Below are 19269 nucleotides of genomic sequence, written 5' to 3' on the forward strand. Positions count from 1 at the left end.
CCTGAGCGCGGCGGCCGGCGCGCGGCGGTCAGCGCGGCGGCACCGGGTCGCTGAATCCCCGACGGCGGGCGGCCCGTGGCCGGCAGCGCAGCAGCCGGCCCAGGATCAGGCGCCCGCCGCGCAGCGCGCCGTGCCGCTCCAGAGCCTTGACGGCGTACGTGGAGCAGCTCGGCGTGTACGGGCAACAGGCGGGCCGGGTGGGGCTGACCGTGACCCGGTAGCGCCGGACGGCGTCGTACATCGCGCCGGCCGCCCGGCCCCTCGGGCGCGCCGCGGCCGGGTCCTCGGCGTGCCCGCCGGCCGCGGCGGCCGGGCGCCGCCCGGCCGACCGTGCGCTCGGGCGCGCGGCGGGCCGTACGAGCGTGAGGAGGAGCGTGGCCAGCCACATCTCGGGGCAGCACGTGCGGCACCCGTTCAGGCTTTCGAAAACCCCCTCAAGGCAGTTCTCGGCGCACCCTTCCTTCTTCTCCTTCTTCCGCTGCTTCTGGTTCCGCTTCCCGCGCTGCTGCCCTGACATTCCGTCCCCTCCCCTGTCGCCTGGTGATCTTACGTGCCGTGGCACTGCGTGCCGGAGCCCCGCGGGCTCACTCCGCGCCGAGGCGCCGGCTCATCCACTCCAGGGCGGGCGGGATCTCCCGGTTCCAGGTGTTGAAGTTGTGCCCGCCGTGGTCGAGGGTGATCGACGAGACCCGGGCCGGATGCCTGACCTTCTCGATGAACTTCCGCGTCGCCTTGTAGTTGCTCTCCCCCTGGAGTGATGTGGTGACCAGGAAGGACGAGTTGCCCTGCGGCAGGTGGTCCAGGCTCCACAACAGGTCGGATCGCTTCTTCTCGTTGGTGTTCCCGTGGAAGAGGTCACCGGAATCCCGGTCGATCTCCGGCTCGTAGTCCGCCGACAGGCCCACGCCGGCCGCGTAGCTCTCCGGATGCTGCAGAGCGACCTTCAGCGCGCAGTAGCCGCCCGTGGAATCGCCGATGATGCCCCAGTTCCGGGGCGAGGTCCCGACACGGTAGGCACCCGAGATCGCCTGCGGGAGGTCGGTGCCGAAGAAGGTCTCGGTGAGCGGGCCGTCCGGTATGTCGACGCACTGGGTGTTGCGCGGCGGCGCGACGGTGGGGCGCATCATCACGAGGATCATCGGCTGCGTCTTCTTCTGCTTGGCCAGCGTCCACGCCGTCTTGGGGTACCGCAGTCCCTTGAGCAGGTTCTCGGCCGTGCCGGGGAAGCCGGTCAGCACGATGGCCGCGGGAAACTTCTTCTTCTCGTTGCCCTTCTTGAAGTACTCCGGCGGCAGGTACACGTACGCCGGCGTGGCGATCCTGGACTTCTGGCCCTGCACCATGACCTTCTCGATCTCACCGGCCACCTGGCGCTTCCCGCCACCGGGGACGTCCGGACGCTGCCGACCGATGACCTTCACGGCCGAACCGCCGGCCACGTCCTCGCCGTCGGCCCGCGCCGCCTTCTCCTGGCCGGCCAGCTCCGTCCATGACCCGTAGATCAGCAAGCTCCGGTTCGCCGCGATCCCGATCGAGGACAGCATCAGCACCTGTACGGCCAAGACCAGCCCCACCCGCCCCAGCACCCGCCTCCAGCCCTGCCGCGCGAGCCGTGGCCACAGCCAGATCGCGGCCGCGAACATCAGTGCGGTGCCGAGCAGGAAGACGACCAGGAGGGTGCTGCTTGTCAGACTCACGAATCAGAGAGCTTTCTGCGAACCGACGGCCCGGACCCCGCGGCCCGGTGGCACCCACGGCGGGTGCGCGTCCGGTGAGACCGCCGCACGAAGCGATCCGTTCCCTGATGCCCGCCTCTGGCCTGGGCAATTGCGTTGCCTGGCCGGATTTCACCCTGACAGACTCGGTGCGTGACCACTCCTCGCCGTGAGCCGCCTCAGGTCGTCGTCCGTGAGATGACCGCGTCCGACGTTGACGCCGTGTCAGCCGTGCGGATACGCGGCTGGCAGCATGCCTACGCCGGGTTGATGCCGCAGTCGTACCTCGACGGGCTCGACATCGCCGCCGACGCCGCCCGGCGGCGGGAGCGGTTCGCCGACGCCCCCTCCGGCACGACCCAGCTCGTGGCCGAGGCCGCCGACGGGGCGGTGGCCGGCTGGGCCGCTCTCGGGCCGGCCCAGGACGTCGGCCTCCCGCCCGGCGAAGGGGAGTTGTACGCCCTGTACGTCCGCCCGGACCTCATCGGCAGCGGCGTCGGGCGGGAGCTCATGGACGAGGTGCTCAGCCGCGCCGCCCCGTACCCCGTGCTGCGCCTGTGGGTGCTGGAGGGGAACGAGCGCGCGCGCCGCTTCTACGAGCGCGCCGGGTTCGGCCCGGACGGCGCCACGAGCGCCGACGAGGTGGCGGGCGTCCCCGTACCCGAGGTCCGGTATCACCGTCCCCGACGGTAGGCGGCCCGCCCGGACGCCGGGCGGGCCGCGGGGGCGGAGCGGCTACCGCGCGGCGGCCGGGGTCGCGTCGAGCTCCCACGCGTGGCGCTTGAACTCGCGGACGAAGTCGGAGTGGTCCTCCCACTGCCGGGCGATGCCGCGCAGCACGTCCCAGTGGTGCTCCACCGACTGGTCGATGACGCGGCGCACCGCGGGCTCGGCCGTCTCCCGCTTCTCGATGAGGCCCTTGACCGCCGACGCCTCCAGCACGGCGTTGCGCAGCGCGCGCAGCGCACGGGACGTGTCGTCCATGGCGAAGCCGTTCTCGCTGCCCGTCTCCTCGGCGAACAGCGGGGTGAGCCGTGCCTCGATGAACGAGGTGATCCGCTCGAAGTGCTGCACGTCCATCGGGGGCTCCGTCTCCTGCCGCGCGGTCATCCGGCCCGGCATCTCAGCTGTTTCGCCTGTTTCCAGGCCAGGGCACGCCGGCCTCGCGCCGGCATGGCTACGGCGCAATTATCCGGTAGGGGCCTGACTGGCTGACCCACTGGGCAGGCCGACTGGGCGGACCGACCGGGTGACCAGGTGGACTGACTGACATATCAATCAGTATCTGGTGGGTTCGCGCGGACGGGCTGATGCTGGAGTCATGGGCGCTGATCCTGACGGCGGCAGCCGTGGCGGTACGAGCCCCCTGGCCGGTACGAGCCCCTTGGCGGGTGCGGCGCGGCGCGCCGCGCGGACCACCCTCGCGGCCTGCGCCGGTTTCTATGTCTGCCTCTACGGGCTGGACCAGCCCGTCACGGCGACGTACACGCTGTTCGCCGCGGTGGCGATGGGCGGGCTGTCCCGCATCCCCGGCACGGGACGGCAGCGGGCGGCCGTGCTGGTCAGGTCGCTGCCGCTCGCCTGGGTGCTGGTCACGGCCGGAACCTACCTGGCCGCGCGGACGTGGAGCGCCGTCGCCGGAGTGCTGGTCATCGGCTTCGCCCTGGCCTTCGGCGCGGCGGCCGGGCCCCGGGCCGCCGGCGCCTCCCCCGGGCTGCAACTGCTGTACATCCTGCCCTGCTTCCCGCCGTACGTCCCGGACACCCTCGGCGAGCGGCTCGCGGGGGCGACCCTGGGCATCGGGCTGCTGATCCTCGCCGAGGCCTTCCTGCTGCCCGAGACCCGCGACACGCCCTATGCGGAGCTGGTGGCCCGGGCGTCCGACACCGCCGCCCGCTGTACGGGCGAGCTGAACCGGTCCCCGTTCGCGCTGTCCAACGACACGGCGGCGGCCGCCCGGGCGGCGGGCGAGTCGCTACGGCCTTCCCGGGTCTCCGAGGCGGAGCGGCCCGCCGGACCGGGCCTGCGGGAGCGGGCGCTCGCGCACGGCGGCCTCGCGGCCCGTACCCTCCTCGCCCGGCTGACCGTCCTGCCCGCGCCCGCCCCGGGCCGGTTCCCTCCGGAGGGCGGGCCCGATCTGCTGAGTGAGGTGGGCCGGGCCGCCGACGAGACCTCGGCCGAACTGCGCGGCGCGGACCGCCAAGCCGCCGCCGCCGACGCCCTGCGGCAGGCCCGGGCGCGGCTCGCGGCCGCGGATCCGCCGCCTCCGTCGGCGCCGCCCGCCGCCGTACTCCGCCGGCGGGCGGCGCTGCTGGAGGTCGCGGACGCCACCGTGGCCCTGTCGACGGCCGCCGACCTGGCCGTTCGGGGCCGGTCGGTTCCGCCGGCCCGGATCGACTCCGGCCGCTTCTGGTACGCCGGGAAGCGCGCCCCCCGGCTCTGGTGGCACCGGCTGGCGGCACACGCCGGACCCCGCTCCGTGTACTTCCAGAACGCCGTCCGGATCAGCCTCGCGCTGGCGGCCGCCCGTACGATCGCGGGCCTGGAGTCGCTCCCGCACGGCTTCTGGGCGATGCTGGCCGCCCTCACCCTGACGCGGACCACGGTCGCGCAGACCCGGGTGACCGTACGCCAGGCACTGACCGGCACCCTGGTCGGAGCCCTGGTGACCGCCGCCGTCCTCGCGGTGGTGGGCCGCGAGACCACCGTCTACGCCGTCGCGCTGCCGATCGTCATGCTGATCGCCTTCTCGCTGGGGCCGGTCCGGGGTGTGGGGTGGGCCCAGGGCCTGTTCACCCTGGTGGTGTCCATGGTCTTCGCCCAGCTGGCGCCCGCGACCTGGCGGCTGGCCGAGGTCAGGGTCATGGACGTGGTCATCGGCAGCGTGATCGGCATGGTGTTCGGGGTGCTCGCCTGGCCGCGGGGCGCGCAGGAGGAGCTGCGCCGCGCCGTCGCCAACCTGCTGCGCGCCGCCGCGACGACGGTCGAGGGCACTACCGCCGCCGTGGCGGCGGGCAGCCCGAAGGACGCCCCTGACGACCGCCCGCTCCAACGCGCGCTGGCGCTGGCGGAGTCGGCCTTCGCCCAGTACCAGAGCGAGCCGCGCCGGCACACCGGACCCGCGCCGGACTGGCAGGCCGCCCTGATGACGGGCCATCACGTGCTGTGGGGATCACGCCGGATGCTCGCCGCCGCGGGACCCGGCCTCGATCCGGAGGCCGACGCCTGGGTGCGCGCCCGCACGGTCGAGGTGGCCGGCCGGCTGCGGCGGGCGGCGGGCGACGACGGCCCACCGCCTCCGGAAGCCGGACCCGGCCCCGGACCGGCCCCCGATCCCGCCGGCCCGGGTATCGCGCCGCTGTGGTTCTTCATCGCCGCCGCGTGGCTCGACGGCCTGACGGCCGACCTGGACCGGATGGCTCACGTGCCGGGCCGCGTAACCTCGGCGCCGCCCGGTCGTTGAACACGGCGGTCAAGCGAAGTGCACCAAGAAGTCCCGGGCCTCAGGGCCCGGGACTTCGTGCGTACGCGGCGAACCTGCCGGCCGCCGACCTGCCCCGGGCGGTGTGGCTGGCGCCGAGCCGGCGACAACGGTGCGCCCGGAACCGACAACCCCGCCGACCGTTCGCGCGCTCGGCCGGATCCGCCGCCAACGCGGCAGCCCTGGTGCGAGCGTTGTCAGTGGCCCTGGTTAGTCTCCCCGCATACCGCAGCTCAGAGGCGTTGGCGCCTTGGTGAACGCTGCGCGGAATCTGATCGGGACGGGCGGAGGGGCACGGACTGATGGCTTGGCTGGCGGCGGGTGAGGGGTACGAGATCGCCCTCGTGGAAGGGCGCGTGGTGGCACGCGGCGCCACGGGGCGGCAGTTGAAGGCATTGCCCAAGGCGCTGCGCGACCACCCCGAGGTGGACCGGCTGCGGCAGCTCGCCGAGTGGCTGGAGCGGCACGCGGCGGCGTGTGTCGCGCAGGTGGACGGCTGGATGGTGTCCTCCCTGCCGGTGCCGACCGCGCTGCTCGCCCGGGTGTGGCGCGACGAGGCCTGGCGGGAGGCCCTGCGCGACCTCGCCGTGGTCGGCGAGGACCCGGACGAGGTGGGCTTTCTGCGGGACGCCACCGAGTCGGGTGAGCTGAGGGTGGTGAACCTCGACGGCGAGACCGTACGGCTCTCCCCGTGCACGGTGACCCTGCCGCACCCGGTGCTCCTGCCCGACCTGGACGACGTACGGGACTTCGCGGCCGAACTCGGCATCACCCAGCGGGTCGAGCAGATCCACCGGCCGACATGGGAGCGGCCGGCGGTGCTCCCGGCGAACACCGACGAGGTGCGGGACTACGCGGGCGGGGTGTTCCCGAACCGCTTCAGCCTCGCGGCGCGGGCCACTGGGCTCGGGTACCGGGTCTCCGGCGGCTACGCCACCTGCAAGGTCCGGGACACCGGCCGCACCACGGAGGCGTCGGTGTGGATCGGCGAGCCGTACTACGAGGACGAGCAGACCACCGGCGCCCTGAGCTGGCACGACGAGGACGGCCGGGTGGTGCGCCTGGCGGAGGTCGGACCGGTGGCCTGGTCCGAGGGGATGCGGATGGCAGCCGCGCTGTACGCCGGCCGGACGATCGAAGAGGGCGGGAACGCGTGAACACGAGGACCGAGGACACGAGGGGACAGGCCGTGAGCGAGGCCGAACTGCTGCTCAAGGCGGGCGCGGTGCTGCCGCACGGCACCCCGGACGCGGGGCCGAACGCCGTCGATCTGACCGCGCGGGCCTACCGGCACCCCGCGCTCGCCGAGGACCGCGTCGTCGTCCGGCTCGCCGCCGCCGAACTCGGCGCGGCCGAGGACCTCGCCGCCGGCTTCCTCGGGCTCGTGCCCGACGAGGGCGAGCCGCCCGTCGTCGGCCTCGGGCAGCGCCAGGCCCTCGGGTTCCCCGAGTGGGTGCTGGTGCACCACCCCGAGGACGGGCACCACGCCCTCGCCGTCGTGCCCGAACTCGACCGGGCCGCCCGCCAGGCCAAGACCAAGCCCAAGGCCGCGCTGGACGCCTGCCACGAACTGGCCGGCCGGCTCGCCGCCGCCGTCCCGCACTTCCTTCCCGTCTTCTACGAGCAGGCCGCGCGGGTGTTCCTCGGCGTCGAGAACACCACGTACGCCGGGCAGCTGTTCACCCGTGCCCGGACCGCCGAGGCGCAGCACGGGCTGGCCGTCGACGAGGACCGGCGGGGCGCCGCCTTCCTCGAATTCGCGCTGGCCGGCGCCCTGCCGGTGAAGGTGCTCACCGGCTACGGCAAGGAGCTGGCCGTCCGGGTCCCGCCCGCCGAGGCGTACGAGCGCTTCCGCCGGCTGTGCGTACGGCGCACCGCGGGCGGACTGGCGCCGTCCGCGCAGGCCGCCGTCGAACTGCGGCGCCTCGCGAAGGCGGCCGGGCTGACCGGCGCCGAGCCCGAGCAGGACTACCTCGCCGAGCTGTTGCCGCTGCCCGCCACCCTGCGGGCCGCGTACGGCTGGTGGAAGGCACACCGCACCGCCCTGATCGCCCTCGCCCGCCGGGTCCCCTCCGTACGCGGCACCCTCCTCGGGCTGACGCTGCCCGGCGGCGGCGACGGCGAACTCACCGCCCTCTGGCTGGACATCCTGGAGGAGTCCGGCGCCACCGCCGGACTCACCGGGCAGGAGCTGCCCGCCGAGCAGCGCTCCCCCGACGGCACCGCCGGCTGGCTGGAGCGCTTCCACGCCGCCCGCCACGCCGGCTGGGGCCCGCGCCCCACCCCGCCGTCCCTGCTGGACATCGTCACCCGCGGCGCGGAGCGGCTGCGCGCCGAACTCGCCCGGCCCGACCGGGAAGGGGGCCTGCGGATCGGCGTGGAGGACGCCGATCTCCTGGATCTGCTGCTGTCCCTGGGGATTCCCGTCGCCGACCCCGGCCCCAAGAACCACGATCAGCTGAACCTGCGTGACTGGGCCCGTGCCGAGCAGCGCCGCGATCTGCTCGCCCTCGGCGCCGACGAGCGCTTCCGACCCGCCTTCCACCGGGCCCTGAACGGCCTCGGCGACGCGTCCTCCGGTACCGACATCGTCCAGCGGCTCGCCGCCTCGCCCGGCGGCCGCCCGCTGCTGACCGAGTGGGTGCGCGGTGTCGCCCGCTCCTCCACCGCCGCAGGACTGCCCGCGGTGCCCGAGGCCATCCGGCAGCTCACCTGGCTTCCCGTCGAGGCCTTGGAACTCGCCCCGGAGGAGGTGGCCGCCGCGGCCGCCGCCGACCTCGGCGAGACCCTCGCCCGGACGCTGCGCGGCGGCCTCTTCGAAGAGCTGGAGTGGCCCGCCTGGGAGACCGCCCTCACGGAGATGAAGCCCGCCCAGGGGCCGCAGGGCCTGACCGTCGTGGAGTCCTGGCCGTATCTGATCGTCGCCGGCCAGACGGAGGTCCGCGTCCTCGACGCCGACTCCACCGTTCTGACGCACGATCTGCGCGCCCCGCGCGGCAACGCGTACCGGTACGGCTTCCACTACGTCGACGGGGACCTGCTCGTCTTCTGGTTCTCCTGGAGCGACAACGAGACGCGGGGCTACTGGCACAGCGCTCCCGACGCCGTCTTCACCATCGACGGCGAGCGCAGGCACTGGGAGTTGCGCTCCGAGCACCTCTCCCTGGCCCTGCCCGGCGGCGGGCGCACCACCGGGGCCGGCGTCGTGCACGCGGGCGACACCGCGCTGCCCGCCGAGAAGGCCATGCTGACGGACGGCACCTCGTACTGGGTGTGGGAGGGCGGGGACCGCAACCGCGCCGAGAACCCCGAGGCCGGCTGGCGCGAGTACGACCCCACCGCCCCCACCGGCGCCGCCCACGGCCGCCGTTCCCTGCCAGGGTTCCTCGCCGACGCGCTGCGCGGGCACCCGGAGACCGCCACGCTCGTCCTGCACGCCTGCCGGCTGCTGCCCGCGCCCACCGTGGCGGGTTCGGTGCTGGGCGCGCCCGTCGACGGCCTGCTCGGCTGGCGTCCGGTACGGGTCCCCGGCCACGGCTGGCACGCCTGCGACCTCTCCGGCCGCGGCGTCACCGTGCCCGAGGGCCGCGACATGCCCGTGGCCGCGCTCGTCTTCCCCGGCGACGACCGCCCGCGCGCCGTCACCGAACGCTGGCGCGGGCTGAGCATCACCGACCCCGACGGGGTGGTCACGGCCCAGTCGCGCGGCGAGCGCCGCGGCTCCGGCTTCGCCACCGGCAGCGTCGAACTGCCGCCGCTCGGCTTCTGGTACGCGCTGCGCCCGCGCGACCCCGAGGGTTCGCGGGCGCTGCGCGCGGCCGACCGGGAGACCGTCGGCGCGCTGCTCAAGGCCGCCGCCGCGACCCCGAAGTGGTCCGAGCTGCCCGATCTGGTGCGGGCGGCGCTGCCGCGGGTCACGGCTCCGAAGCTGATCGGCGGCATCGTCGAGGTGCTGCTTTTCGCACTCACCCAGCAGAAGTCCCTGGACCGGGTCGCGGCCCGGCTGCGTCCCGACGCCGAGGCCGTCACCGACACCGTGCGGGGGCCCGTCGACCGCCTGCTCGGCGACGCCCTGAACGGGCTGACCGGCACCGGGCACTACCGCTACGGCGGTGACCACGACGCCGCGCACCGCTTCCTGCGCGAACTCGCCGCCGCCGGTGCCCGTACGGACGCGCCCGCGGTGCCCGGCCGGCTGCACTTCGACATGCCGATGGTGGGGTACTCCTCGCTCCCCTGGACGCCGTTGCTGGACCAGCCCGCCGCCATCGCCTTCCGCGCCGTCGCCGTCGGCACCACCGACGAGCAGGGGGCGGCCCTGGTCAGCCTGCTCGGGCAGGTGGACGGTCTCGGCCTGGCCTCGGCCGAAGGCTCCGCCGATCACTGGCGCCGGGTGCTGGTCCGGCTCGACCAGCGCCACCTGAGCACCCCCGACGGCATCGCGCGGAGCCTGCCGCACCGCTCCGTGCTCCCCCTCGGCGGCGGCTCCGTCCTCGCCCTGACCGAGCACAGCGAGTCCGTGCCGTACGGCCACGAGTTCGGGGCGCTGCTGTACGACCCCACCGGCCGCTTCGAGGTCCCCGGCCCCTACGAGGTACGGGGCGAGGCTCCGCTCGGCGACCGGGAGCGCGGCGCCGGATGGCTGTCGGCGTTCCTCGACGAGGCCGCCGACCGGGGCGCGGCGCCGTTCCTCCCCGAAGCCGCCGAGGAGTTCTCCCGGCTCACCGGCGTCTCCGGCGTGATGGCCAGGCTGGTCGTCGCCGGTATGCCGCTCGTCGACAGCTGGGAGAACAACTTCCTGCCCGCGGAGCTGCGCAAGGTCCTCGGCGTCAAGGCGGCCGAGGCGGGCCACGCCCGCGATGAGCTCAAGAGCCTCGACGCCGGGGTACGGCAGGCCGTGGTCGCGGCGCTGCTGCCGGCCGATCCGGCGCGGCTGTGGAGCGAGGGGCCGGACGCGGCCGCCGCCGCGGCGGTGTGGAACCGGCGCGTGGGCCCTCGTACGCCGGTACCGGACTGGCTGGCCACCGAGGCGGCCCGCGCCATCCCCCACGGGTGGGCCGCGCGGCGCGGGCCGGCCGCCCTGCTCGACCCGGCGGCCGCCCCGGAGCTCTCCGCCGATGTGGCCTGGTCGGTCGTGGGCGACCATGTGGAGGCGACCGTGCCGACCGCCCAGCCCTTCAACTCGGCCGTCCTCACCGGAGCGGTGGGCCTGGCCGCCTGGCTCGCCCACCGGCTGCCGGCGGGCGATGCCCTGCGCGCCGGGCTGCCGCCGGTGCTCACCGCCGTCCGGCAGCGGCTCGTGGCGCCCGAACTGCTGCTCGGTCTCGGGCACTTCGTGAACCTGACGGACTTCCGGAAGGCGGCGGGGAGCCCGACCGAGACCGGCGAGGGCTACGAGCGGTACGGCGCGCTCGTCCTGCCCACGTACGGCGACCACCGGCCCAGGCCCGCGCTGCGGCCGACGCTGCTGGACTCCACCGGCTCCGACCCGTACCTGCCGCTGCTGCGCGGGGACGACCAGAGGCTTGGTGACGTCGAGACGGCGCTGCGGATGGTCCACGCCCCGGCGTTCGCCCGGCTGCTCGCGGACCCGGGCGCGCCGGCGGCGGGTGCCGCGGACGCGGACGGCACGTGGTGGCCGCAGGATCCGAGCCGCTCCGTGCCGGAGCTGGTCGCGGAGGTGAGCGAGGCGTACGGCCTGGGCGCCGACGCGGCGGCGCTCTACCTCACGCTGCTCGCCATGCCCGATCCCACCGACCGCAACACGGCGCGGTGGACGGGCTGGAAGCCGGCCCGGCTGAAGGCGGCCCGCGCCGAACTGGCCGCCACCGAGCTGGTGGTGGAGGCCAGCCGGAGCCGGGCCGGGCGCTCGCTGTTCCTGCCGGGCGGGTGGGCCGAGATGTCCTCCCCGACGCTGCCGGTGGAGGCGTGGAAGCTCCCCATGTACGGCCTGCTCGGCGGGGCGTACCCGGTGCTGGGGGTGCTGGTGCCCGCCGAACCGGTCGCGGAGCTGTACGAGCGGGCCTGGCGGCGGGTGTGCGAGGGCGACGCGCCGCGCTTCGAGGAGCTCAAGGTCAAGCGCACCCGTCCCCGACGGCGCTGACGCCTTCGGCGCGTCGGCAGGCGCGGAGCGCTCCCCGCGGGGCACGCGCCGCGCCTGCCGCCTCCCGTCCGTCCCTTTCCGAACCCTTTTCCGAACTCTTTCTCGTATCACCTCAGAGGACCCTGATGACCGTCACCGAACCGACCGCGCCCGCCCGGCAGGTCATGCCGGCCGAGGAGCGGTACGTCGCCGAACTGGCCTTTCTCGCCGCCCAGGACAGCGGGCCGCGGCCGCCCGGCTGGGCACTGACCCCGCGCGCCGTCGTCACCTTCGTCTGCGGCAGCGACGGCGTCGAGCTGGCCCTGCCCAAGCGTCGCGCCGGGCTGCCGGCCAAACTGGCCATCGCCCCGAAGTTCGTGGGCGAGCGGGCCCTGGTGGAGCGCTGCGTGGTCACCCTCGCGGGCGAACGCGGCCTGCTCCTCACCGGCGAGCCCGGCACCGCCAAGTCCATGCTCTCCGAACTGCTGTCGGCCGCCGTCTGCGGCACCAGCGCGCTGACCGTCCAGGGCACGGCCGGGACCACGGAGGACGCCTTCCGGTACGGCTGGAACTACGCGCTGCTGCTGGCCCAGGGGCCGAGTTCGGGCGCCCTGGTGGACTCCCCCGTGCTCTCCGCCATGCGGACGGGCCGGGTGGCGCGAGTCGAGGAGATCACCCGCTGCCTGCCGGAGGTGCAGGACGCCCTCGTGTCGATCCTGTCCGACCGCCGGGTCAGCGTGCCGGAGCTGACCGCGACGCAGGACGCGGTGGTCTCCGCCGCGCCCGGTTTCACGGTCATAGCCACCGCCAACCTGCGCGACCGCGGGGTCTCGGAGATGTCCGCGGCCCTGAAGCGGCGGTTCAACTTCGAGACGGTCGCCCCGATCGCCGACGCCGACGCCGAGGCCACCCTGATCCGCGGTCAGGCCGTTGCGGCGGTGCGTCGGGCGGGCGCGTCCTTCGGTGTGGACGACGCGGTGCTCGACGCGCTCGTCACGGTCTTCCGGGACCTTCGGTCGGGGCGCTCCGCCGAGGGCTGGGACGTGGAGCGGCCGGGCACGGTGATGTCCACCGCCGAGGCGGTGCAGGTGGCCGCGTCGCTGGGTGTCGCCGCGGCCTATCTGCCGGGCGGGGACGTGCTGGATCTGCTTCCGGGGCACCTGCTGGGTGTCGTGCGCAAGGACGACCCGGCCGACCACGGGCGGCTGCTGGGGTACTGGGACGGCCCGGTGCGGCGCCGCGCGGAGGAGGGTTCGGCGATGTGGCGCCGGCTGTGGGACCTGCGCGGGAGCCTTCGGTGACGCCGTCCTCGGTCATGCCGCCGGCGGATCCGCGGGCTGATCCGCGGGCTGATCCGCGGGCGGAGGTGGACGCGCTCGCCGCCTGCCGTGCGCCGTACCTGCTGGGCGTACGGCATCACAGTCCCGCGCTGGCGGCGGTGGTTCCGGCGCTGCTGGAGGAGGCGTGCGCGGAGGTCGTCTGCGTGGAGCTGCCGGCCGACTTCCAGCCGTGGCTGGAGCATCTGGCGCACCCGGAGACCGTGGCGCCGGTCGCGTTGGCCGGGGCCGGTGCGGAGGGGCGGCTGGCGTTCTACCCCTTCGCGGACTTCTCCCCGGAACTGGCCGCGATCCGCTGGGCGCGGGAGCACGGGGCGGAGGTCGTGTGCTGTGATCTGCCGCTGGCCGATCCGGCGTGGACCGCGCCGGAGGCGGGCGGGGCCTCGGCCCCGGGGCGGCGGTTGTTCACGGACGCGCTGTCCGCGTCCGGTACGGGGCGGGACGGTGACGACCTCTGGGACCGGGCGGTGGAGGTACTGGCTCCGGGCTGCGCCCCGGACGCCGTGCGGCGCGCCGCGCTGGGTGTCGGGTGGGGGCTGCGCGCGGACGCGGCCGTGCCCGCCCTTGACCTGGCGCGGGAGGCCCGTATGCGGGAGGTCATCGCGGCCGCCTCGGCCGGCGGCCGCCGGGTCGCCGCCCTGATCGGCGCCTTCCACGCCCCGGCCCTGCTCCCAAACCCCGCACCGCAGCCCGGACCCGGCCCGGCCGGACCCCACCAGGGACCCGTCACCCCTTCGACCCCGAACACGGCCGGAAAGCCGGACGTGCCCACCACCCCCCGCCCCGGCCCGAACCCGGGCTCGGTTCCCGGTCTCAGGCCCGGCCAGGGCAACGGTGGGGTCGTGACCTCGCTCGTGCCCTACTCGTACGACCTGCTCGACTCCCGCTCCGGGTACCCCGCCGGGATTCGGGATCCGCTCTGGCAGCAGGCCGTACTGGAAGCGGGTGGCGAGCCGGAGCGGGTGCGGGACGCCGCCTCGGTCGCCGTGGTCTCGGTGTGCCGGGAGCTGCGCCGGGTCGGGCACGTCGCCGGGACCGGGGAGGCGGCCGAGATGCTGCGGGTGGCCTGCGATCTGGCCGCGCTGCGCGCGCTGCCGGCGCCCGGGCGCGGAGAGCTGCTGGAGGCCGTCACCACCGTGCTCGGCCAGGGGCAGCCCCAGGCCCGCGCCCTGGAGGCGGTGCTCGTCGGAACCGGTCGCGGCCGCATCACCCCGCACGCCCCGCGTTCCGGGCTCGGACCCTCCGTCGAGGCGGAGCTGGCCGAGCTGCGGCTGCCGTCCCCGCAGGACCCCGCACCCCGCGAGGTCCGGCTCGACCCGCTCCGGTCCCGGCTCGACGCACGCCGCGAGGTCATGCTGCAACGGCTGCTGGTCTGCGGGGCCTCCTACGGCGAGCAGCTCGCGGTGGCGACCACGGGCGACGCCGCCGCCCTTGGGACCAAGTGGCGGCTGTCCTGGACGCCGTCCGTGCCCGCGCGCCTCGATCTGGCGGGGTTCCGCGGCGTCAACGCCGCCCAGGCGGCCTCCGGGACGCTGCGTGACATCGCACGCCGGGCCGCCGCTGACGGCGGGCCGACGCCGGAGCAGGTCCTGGCCGGGCTCACCGCCGCCGCGCGGTGCGACCTGCCCGCGCTGGTCGGCGTACGACTGCACGAGGCGGCGGCCGTCCTGCCCGACAGCGCCGCCCTGCCCGAACTCCTCCAGGCCCTGGGGCTGCTGGAAGGCCTGCGGCGCGGGCACTTCCCCGGTACCACCGCCGAGGCGCGGGACACCGCCGCCGCGTTGACCGGTGAGCTCCTCGAAGCCGCGGTACGGGCCCTGCCGGGCCTGGCCGGCAGTGACGAACCCGCCGACGCGGGCGCCCTCGTGGCCCTCGCCGACCGGGCCGCCGGGCAGCATCTGGGGCTCCGGATCGACTCCGCCCTGGCGGAGTTGGCCGACGCGGCGTCCCCGCTGATGCAGGGCGCGGCCCTGGCCGTCAGGGTGCTCCTCGACCTGGATCCGGCCGCCGGACTCGGCGGCCGCGCCGCCGGGTGGATCGACGGCGCCGTCACCCCCGGCGGCCGGCGCGCCCTCGCCCGCCGGCTCGCGGGCCTGCTCACCGCCGCCGGGCCGCTGCTCCAGTCCTCCCCGGCGGTGCTCACCTCGCTGCTGGACCGGGTGGACGGCCTCGCCGACCAGGAGTTCCTGGACCGGCTCCCGGCGTTGCGCGGCGGGTTCGACGCGCTGGCCCCGGCGGCCCGCGAGCGGCTGCTGGACACCGTCACGGAGCGCCTCGGCGACCGGATCGACCTGTCGCTGGACGCGCCGCCCGCGCTGCTCGCCCTGTGGGCCGCGGCGGACGCGGCCGGGCGCGCGGCGCTGAAGGCCCTGCCGCTGCCCGCCCCCGACCCGGTGGCCGCGCCGGCCGGGAACCGGGTGGCCGGTGCCGGTGCCGGTGCCGCAGCAGGTGCCGGAGCCGGTGCCGGAGCCGGAGCCGGAGCAGGTCCCGGAGCCGGAGCAGGTCCCGGAGCCGGTGCCGGAGCCGGTGCAGATCCCGGAGCAGGTGCCGGAGCCGCGGCCGGAGCAGGTCCCGGTCCCGGTCCCGGTGCCGGAGCCGGAGCCGGAGCCGGAGCCGGAGCCGGAGCCGGAGCAGGTCCCGGAGCCGGTGCCGGAGCCGGGGCAGATCCCGGAGCAGGTCCCGTAGCCGCAGCCGGAGCCGCAGCAGGCCCCGGAGCAGGTGCCGGAGCCGCAGCCGCAGCAGGCCCCGGAGCAGGCCCCGGTGCCGCAGCCGCAGCTAGTCCCGGAGCAGGAGCTGGTCCCGCAGCCGGTGTCGCGGCAGGTGTCGCGGCAGGGCGGGCGGCACCCGCGCCGGCGGATCAGCGGCTGGTTCCGGCCGACCGGTGGCGGCTGCTGCTCGGCCGCCAGCGCGACCGGCTCCCGGCCGACGCGCGCCGCTACGCCCGCGCCCTGGACGAGCTGTACGGCGCGGGCCGGGGCGAGGGCGCCGCCGATGTCGAGGGCGGCGCCGGTCGGGGCGGCGGCCAGGACCCCTCCTTCCCGACGGCCCGGGAGTGGTCCGCGGAGCTGGAGTCGCTGTTCGGCGCGGACGTACGGGAGGAGGTGCTCGCCGACGCGGCCGGCGCGGGGCGCGCGGATGTGCTGACCCAGCTCGACCCGGCGCTCGTGCGCCCCTCCGTGGAGCTGCTGACCTCGGTGCTCTCGCTCGCCGGGGGCATGCCGGAGGCTCAACTCGCCCGGCTGCGCCTCCTGGTCAAGCGGCTGGTCGACGAGCTGTCGCGGGAGCTGGCCACCCGGCTGCGCCCGGCGCTGTCCGGTATCGCCACCCCGCGCCCCACCCGTCGTCCGGGCGGCCGGCTCGACCTGGCCCGGACCCTGCGGGCCAACCTCGCGCACACCCGGCGGCTGGACGACGGCCGGGTGGTGGTCGTGCCGGAGCGGCCGGTGTTCAGTACGCGGGCGAGCCGTGAGGCGGACTGGCGGCTGATCCTGGTGGTCGACGTCTCCGGGTCGATGGAGGCCTCCGTCATCTGGTCGGCGCTGACCGCCGCCGTGCTGGGCGGGGTGCCGACCCTGTCCACGCACTTCCTCGCGTTCTCCACCCAGGTGGTGGACCTCACCGACCGGGTCGAGGACCCGCTGTCGCTGCTGCTGGAGGTTCGCGTCGGCGGTGGTACGCACATCGCGGCGGCCCTCGCGCACGCCCGTTCGCTGATCACCGTCCCGAGCCGCACGCTGGTCGTGGTGGTCAGCGACTTCGAGGAGGGCGCCCCGCTCGGCGGGCTGCTCGGCGAGGTGCGCGCGCTGGCCTCCTCCGGCGCCCATCTGCTGGGCTGCGCCGCGCTCGACGACGCGGGCACGCCCCGGTACTCGGTGCCGGTCGCGCGGCAGCTCGTCGCCGCCGGGATGCCGGTGGCCGCCCTCAGCCCTCTCGCCCTCGCCCGCTGGGTGGGCGACCGCCTCCGTGGAGACTTCCCTTGATCACCGAACCGTTGAGCACCGGCCTGCTGCCTTCCGTCGCCCCCGAGGTCCTCGCCGAGGCGGTGGAGAACCTGAGCGCGCGGCTGCGCAAGAAGCTCGACGCCGCGATCGAGGGCTGCGCCGCCGGTGCCGGTGCCGTTCGGGCAGCGGATGGGAGCGTCAGCATCCGGTTCGGGGAGGACGCCCTGGTCACGCTGCGGCCCGGCCCGTCGGGTGCGGTCACGGGCGCGGAACAGGCCGTCTGCAGCTGCCTGTTGGCGCCGCGCTGCCTGCACCGAACGGCGGTGCTCGGGGCGGCGCCGATCGCCGACCCAGGTGAGCTGGAAGCCAACGCCGAGCCCGCACCGGCCGCCGCCGCGGACCCTGCCCCCGAACCCGGCACGGACGCGCCCCCCGACCCCGGTACGGGCACGGCCCCAGGAACCGGCGCAAAGCCTTCCCCCGAACCCGGGACGGACACGACCCCCGGACCCGGGACAAAGCCTGCCCCCGGACCCGGCGCGGACGCGGCCCCCGAACCCGGGACGGAGCCTTCCGCCGGACCCGGGCGGGGCGCGGCCGGAGAGGGCGCGGCCGGAGCGGGCACGCCCCCCGAACCCGGGACGGGCGCGGCCCCCAAACCCCGGGCGGAGCCTGCCACCGGACCCGGCGCGGACGCGGCCCCCGGAGCGGGCGTGGCCGGGGTGGGCACGCCCCCTGGACCAGGGACGGGCGCGACCACCGCGCCCGGGACGAAGCCTGCCCCCGGACCCGGCGCCGACGCGGCCGGGGCGGACACGCCCCCCGAACCCGGGACGCGCGCGGCCCCCAAACCCGGGGCGGAGCCTGCGACCGGGCCCGGCCCAGACGCGGCCCCCGGAGCGGGGGCCGAGGCTGCTGCCGGACCCCGGGCGGAGGCTGCCCCCGAACCCGGGACGGGCGCGGCCGCCGGACCCGGGACGGAGCCTTCCGCCGGACCCGGGCCGGGTGCGGCCGGGGCGGGTGCCGCCGGGGCGGGCGCCGCCGGGGCGGGCACGCCGGCCGGGGCGGGCACGCCCCCCGGACCAGGGACGGGCGCGACCACCGCGCCCAGGGCGGAGCCTGCCGCCGGAGCGGGGGCGGAGGCTGCTGCCGGGCCCCGGGCGGATGCGGCCACCGGGCCCCGGGCGGAGGCTGCCGCCGGGACCGGGGTGGCGGCGGGGGGTGCCGGGGGGCTCAGTGCGGCTCAGGTGCGTGCGGCGGGCGCGCTCTGGGAAGCGGCGGCCGAGGCGCTCGCGGCGGGCGTCACGGCCGGCGGCGCCGTGGTCCAGGCCGAGTTGCTCCGGGCCGCGCACACCGCGCGGATCGCCGGGCTGCCGCGCGCCGAGGCCGCCGCGCTGCGCGTGGTACGGGGCCTGCGCGCCGCGCGGGACCGCAGCGCCGCCCAGCGGCTCACGGAGCTCACCGGGGCCTTCCGCGTGCTGCTGTACACCGCCGGGCTGCTTGCCTCCGGCGCGGCGGGCACCGGGCTGACCGGTACCTCCCGCCGGTCCTACGAGGCGGGCGGCAGCCTGCGGGTGTACGGGCTGTGCCGGGAGCCCGTGCTGTCCGCCACCGGGTACGGGGGTGTGGTCACGCACCTGCTGGGCCCGGACGGTTCGCACTACTCGGTGTCCGACGTCCGCCCCGGCGGCCTGGCTCGCGCCCGGGGCGCCGGCTCCGCCTCCGTCGCGCTGGGCGGGGCCGTCCTCGATCACGCGGGACTCGCGCGCGGCGGCCTGCGCGTCGTCGGCGCGACCGTCTCCCCCGACGGGCGGCTCGGGGCCGGACGCGGGGTACGGGCGACGCCGCTGGGCGGAGTGGCGTGGGGCGAGGGGCCGACGGAGGCCCTGTTCTCCCGGCCGGCGGCCGAGGCCGTGGCCGCGATGCCCGCCGGGGACGCCGGGGACGCCGAGGACGCCGGCCCGGGACTGCTCGGCTGCGATGTCCGGGTCGTCGGCGCGTCCGGCGATCAGCTACTGGTCCGCGAACTCACCCCGGGCGCACCGCTGTTGCGGCTGCGGCCCGCGCATCCGCATCCGGAGCTGCCGCACGCCGCCAACCTGCGCCGGATCGCCGGGTTCCCGGGGCTGGCGCTGCGGGTGCTCGGGCGCCCCGACCTGGACCGGGCCGCGACGCTGCGGCCGCTCGCGATGGGCCCCGTCCCCGGGGAGCGGTTCACGCTGCGACTCCCGCCGCAGTGGCTCGGCCGGGCGGACCTCGGCTACGACCGCCTCCAGGGCGTTCACTTCCCAGGTGATGCCGAAGGCCTCGTACCAGAGGTGTCGGCCGCCGTGCCCGCGCCCTCGGCGACCGGTGCGGATCCACTGGCCGACTCTCCGCTGTGGCAGGTACGGCGGCTGCTGGAGACCGGGGTCGCGGGCGGGCGGCGGGCGGTCGCCGAGGCCGGGCGGGGCGCGGAGCCGCTCGCCCTGTCCGGACCGCTGCGCCGGGCCGGGTTCGGCGCGGCGGCGGAGCTGGCGGCCGCGCTCACCGCCGAGGCGGACCGGCGGCCCCGTGACGCCTTCGGCCGCCTGGCCGACGCCTCGGCCGAGGGTTACGCCTGGGCCTGGCTGGCGGCCGCCGCCCATCTCGCGGCGGCGGAGCGGTCCTTGGTGGCGGCGTCCTGGGAATGAGGCGGGAGGCTCCGCGCGAAAGGGGCGAACCGGTGTGATCT

At 76.3% G+C, this 19269-nt stretch carries 10 protein-coding genes; 7 read left to right on the forward strand and 3 right to left on the reverse strand.

All coding sequences use genetic code 11. The features are described from left to right. Nucleotides 1-28: 28 nt before the first annotated feature. The gene (gene yidD, locus MTF65_RS04765; RefSeq protein ID WP_243626922.1) at nt 29-517 is read right to left on the reverse strand and encodes a membrane protein insertion efficiency factor YidD; all 489 of its coding nucleotides are present in this window, start codon (nt 515-517) and stop codon (nt 29-31) included. Between the two features lie 67 nt (nt 518-584). Beyond that, nucleotides 585-1697 carry an esterase family protein gene (locus MTF65_RS04770; protein WP_243626923.1) on the reverse strand — a complete coding sequence of 371 codons (1113 nt, stop codon included), beginning with the start codon at nt 1695-1697 and terminating at the stop codon, nt 585-587. Between the two features lie 216 nt (nt 1698-1913). On the opposite strand from MTF65_RS04770, the gene MTF65_RS04775 reads away from it, so the two are divergent. After that, nucleotides 1914-2408, forward strand: coding sequence for a GNAT family N-acetyltransferase (locus MTF65_RS04775; RefSeq protein WP_243627316.1), 495 nt, complete (start codon nt 1914-1916; stop codon nt 2406-2408). Between the two features lie 42 nt (nt 2409-2450). Here the strand turns inward: MTF65_RS04775 and MTF65_RS04780 are convergent, their stop codons facing one another. Continuing rightward, nucleotides 2451-2795, reverse strand: coding sequence for a hypothetical protein (locus tag MTF65_RS04780; protein ID WP_243626924.1), 345 nt, complete (start codon nt 2793-2795; stop codon nt 2451-2453). Nucleotides 2796-3036: 241 nt separating this feature from the next. On the opposite strand from MTF65_RS04780, the gene MTF65_RS04785 reads away from it, so the two are divergent. The 6 genes from MTF65_RS04785 to MTF65_RS04810 all read left to right on the forward strand — a co-directional run bounded on the left by MTF65_RS04785 (nt 3037) and on the right by MTF65_RS04810 (nt 19228). Then, complete coding sequence (locus MTF65_RS04785) at nt 3037-5178, forward strand: FUSC family protein (RefSeq protein WP_243626925.1); 2142 nt, start codon at nt 3037-3039, stop codon at nt 5176-5178. Between the two features lie 320 nt (nt 5179-5498). Further along, complete coding sequence (locus MTF65_RS04790) at nt 5499-6353, forward strand: DUF4132 domain-containing protein (RefSeq protein WP_243626926.1); 855 nt, start codon at nt 5499-5501, stop codon at nt 6351-6353. A gap of 32 nt (nt 6354-6385) precedes the next feature. Further along, nucleotides 6386-11299, forward strand: coding sequence for a DNA-binding protein (locus MTF65_RS04795; RefSeq protein ID WP_243626927.1), 4914 nt, complete (start codon nt 6386-6388; stop codon nt 11297-11299). A gap of 125 nt (nt 11300-11424) precedes the next feature. Further along, nucleotides 11425-12579: an AAA family ATPase gene (locus MTF65_RS04800; RefSeq protein ID WP_243626928.1), complete on the forward strand. Its 1155-nt coding sequence runs from the start codon at nt 11425-11427 to the stop codon at nt 12577-12579. Between the two features lie 14 nt (nt 12580-12593). After that, nucleotides 12594-16595 (forward strand): DUF5682 family protein, encoded by a 4002-nt coding sequence (locus tag MTF65_RS04805; protein ID WP_243627317.1) that lies wholly within the window; start codon nt 12594-12596, stop codon nt 16593-16595. Then, nucleotides 16592-19228 carry a hypothetical protein gene (locus MTF65_RS04810; RefSeq protein WP_243626929.1) on the forward strand — a complete coding sequence of 879 codons (2637 nt, stop codon included), beginning with the start codon at nt 16592-16594 and terminating at the stop codon, nt 19226-19228. The genes MTF65_RS04805 and MTF65_RS04810 overlap by 4 nt, the downstream gene beginning before the upstream one ends. Nucleotides 19229-19269: the final 41 nt, after the last annotated feature.

The sequence above is a fragment of the Streptomyces sp. APSN-46.1 genome, assembly GCF_022815725.1.
In the GTDB taxonomy this organism is placed as follows: domain Bacteria; phylum Actinomycetota; class Actinomycetes; order Streptomycetales; family Streptomycetaceae; genus Streptomyces.

Coding starts and splice junctions, on each gene's coding strand:
- MTF65_RS04775 (WP_243627316.1), top strand. CDS start 1,914: ATGACCGCGTCCGACGTTGACGCCGTGTCAGCCGTGCGGATACGCGGC.
- MTF65_RS04800 (WP_243626928.1), top strand. CDS start 11,425: ATGACCGTCACCGAACCGACCGCGCCCGCCCGGCAGGTCATGCCGGCC.
- yidD (WP_243626922.1), bottom strand. CDS start 517: ATGTCAGGGCAGCAGCGCGGGAAGCGGAACCAGAAGCAGCGGAAGAAG.
- MTF65_RS04790 (WP_243626926.1), top strand. CDS start 5,499: ATGGCTTGGCTGGCGGCGGGTGAGGGGTACGAGATCGCCCTCGTGGAA.
- MTF65_RS04805 (WP_243627317.1), top strand. CDS start 12,594: ATGCCGCCGGCGGATCCGCGGGCTGATCCGCGGGCTGATCCGCGGGCG.
- MTF65_RS04785 (WP_243626925.1), top strand. CDS start 3,037: ATGGGCGCTGATCCTGACGGCGGCAGCCGTGGCGGTACGAGCCCCCTG.
- MTF65_RS04780 (WP_243626924.1), bottom strand. CDS start 2,795: ATGGACGTGCAGCACTTCGAGCGGATCACCTCGTTCATCGAGGCACGG.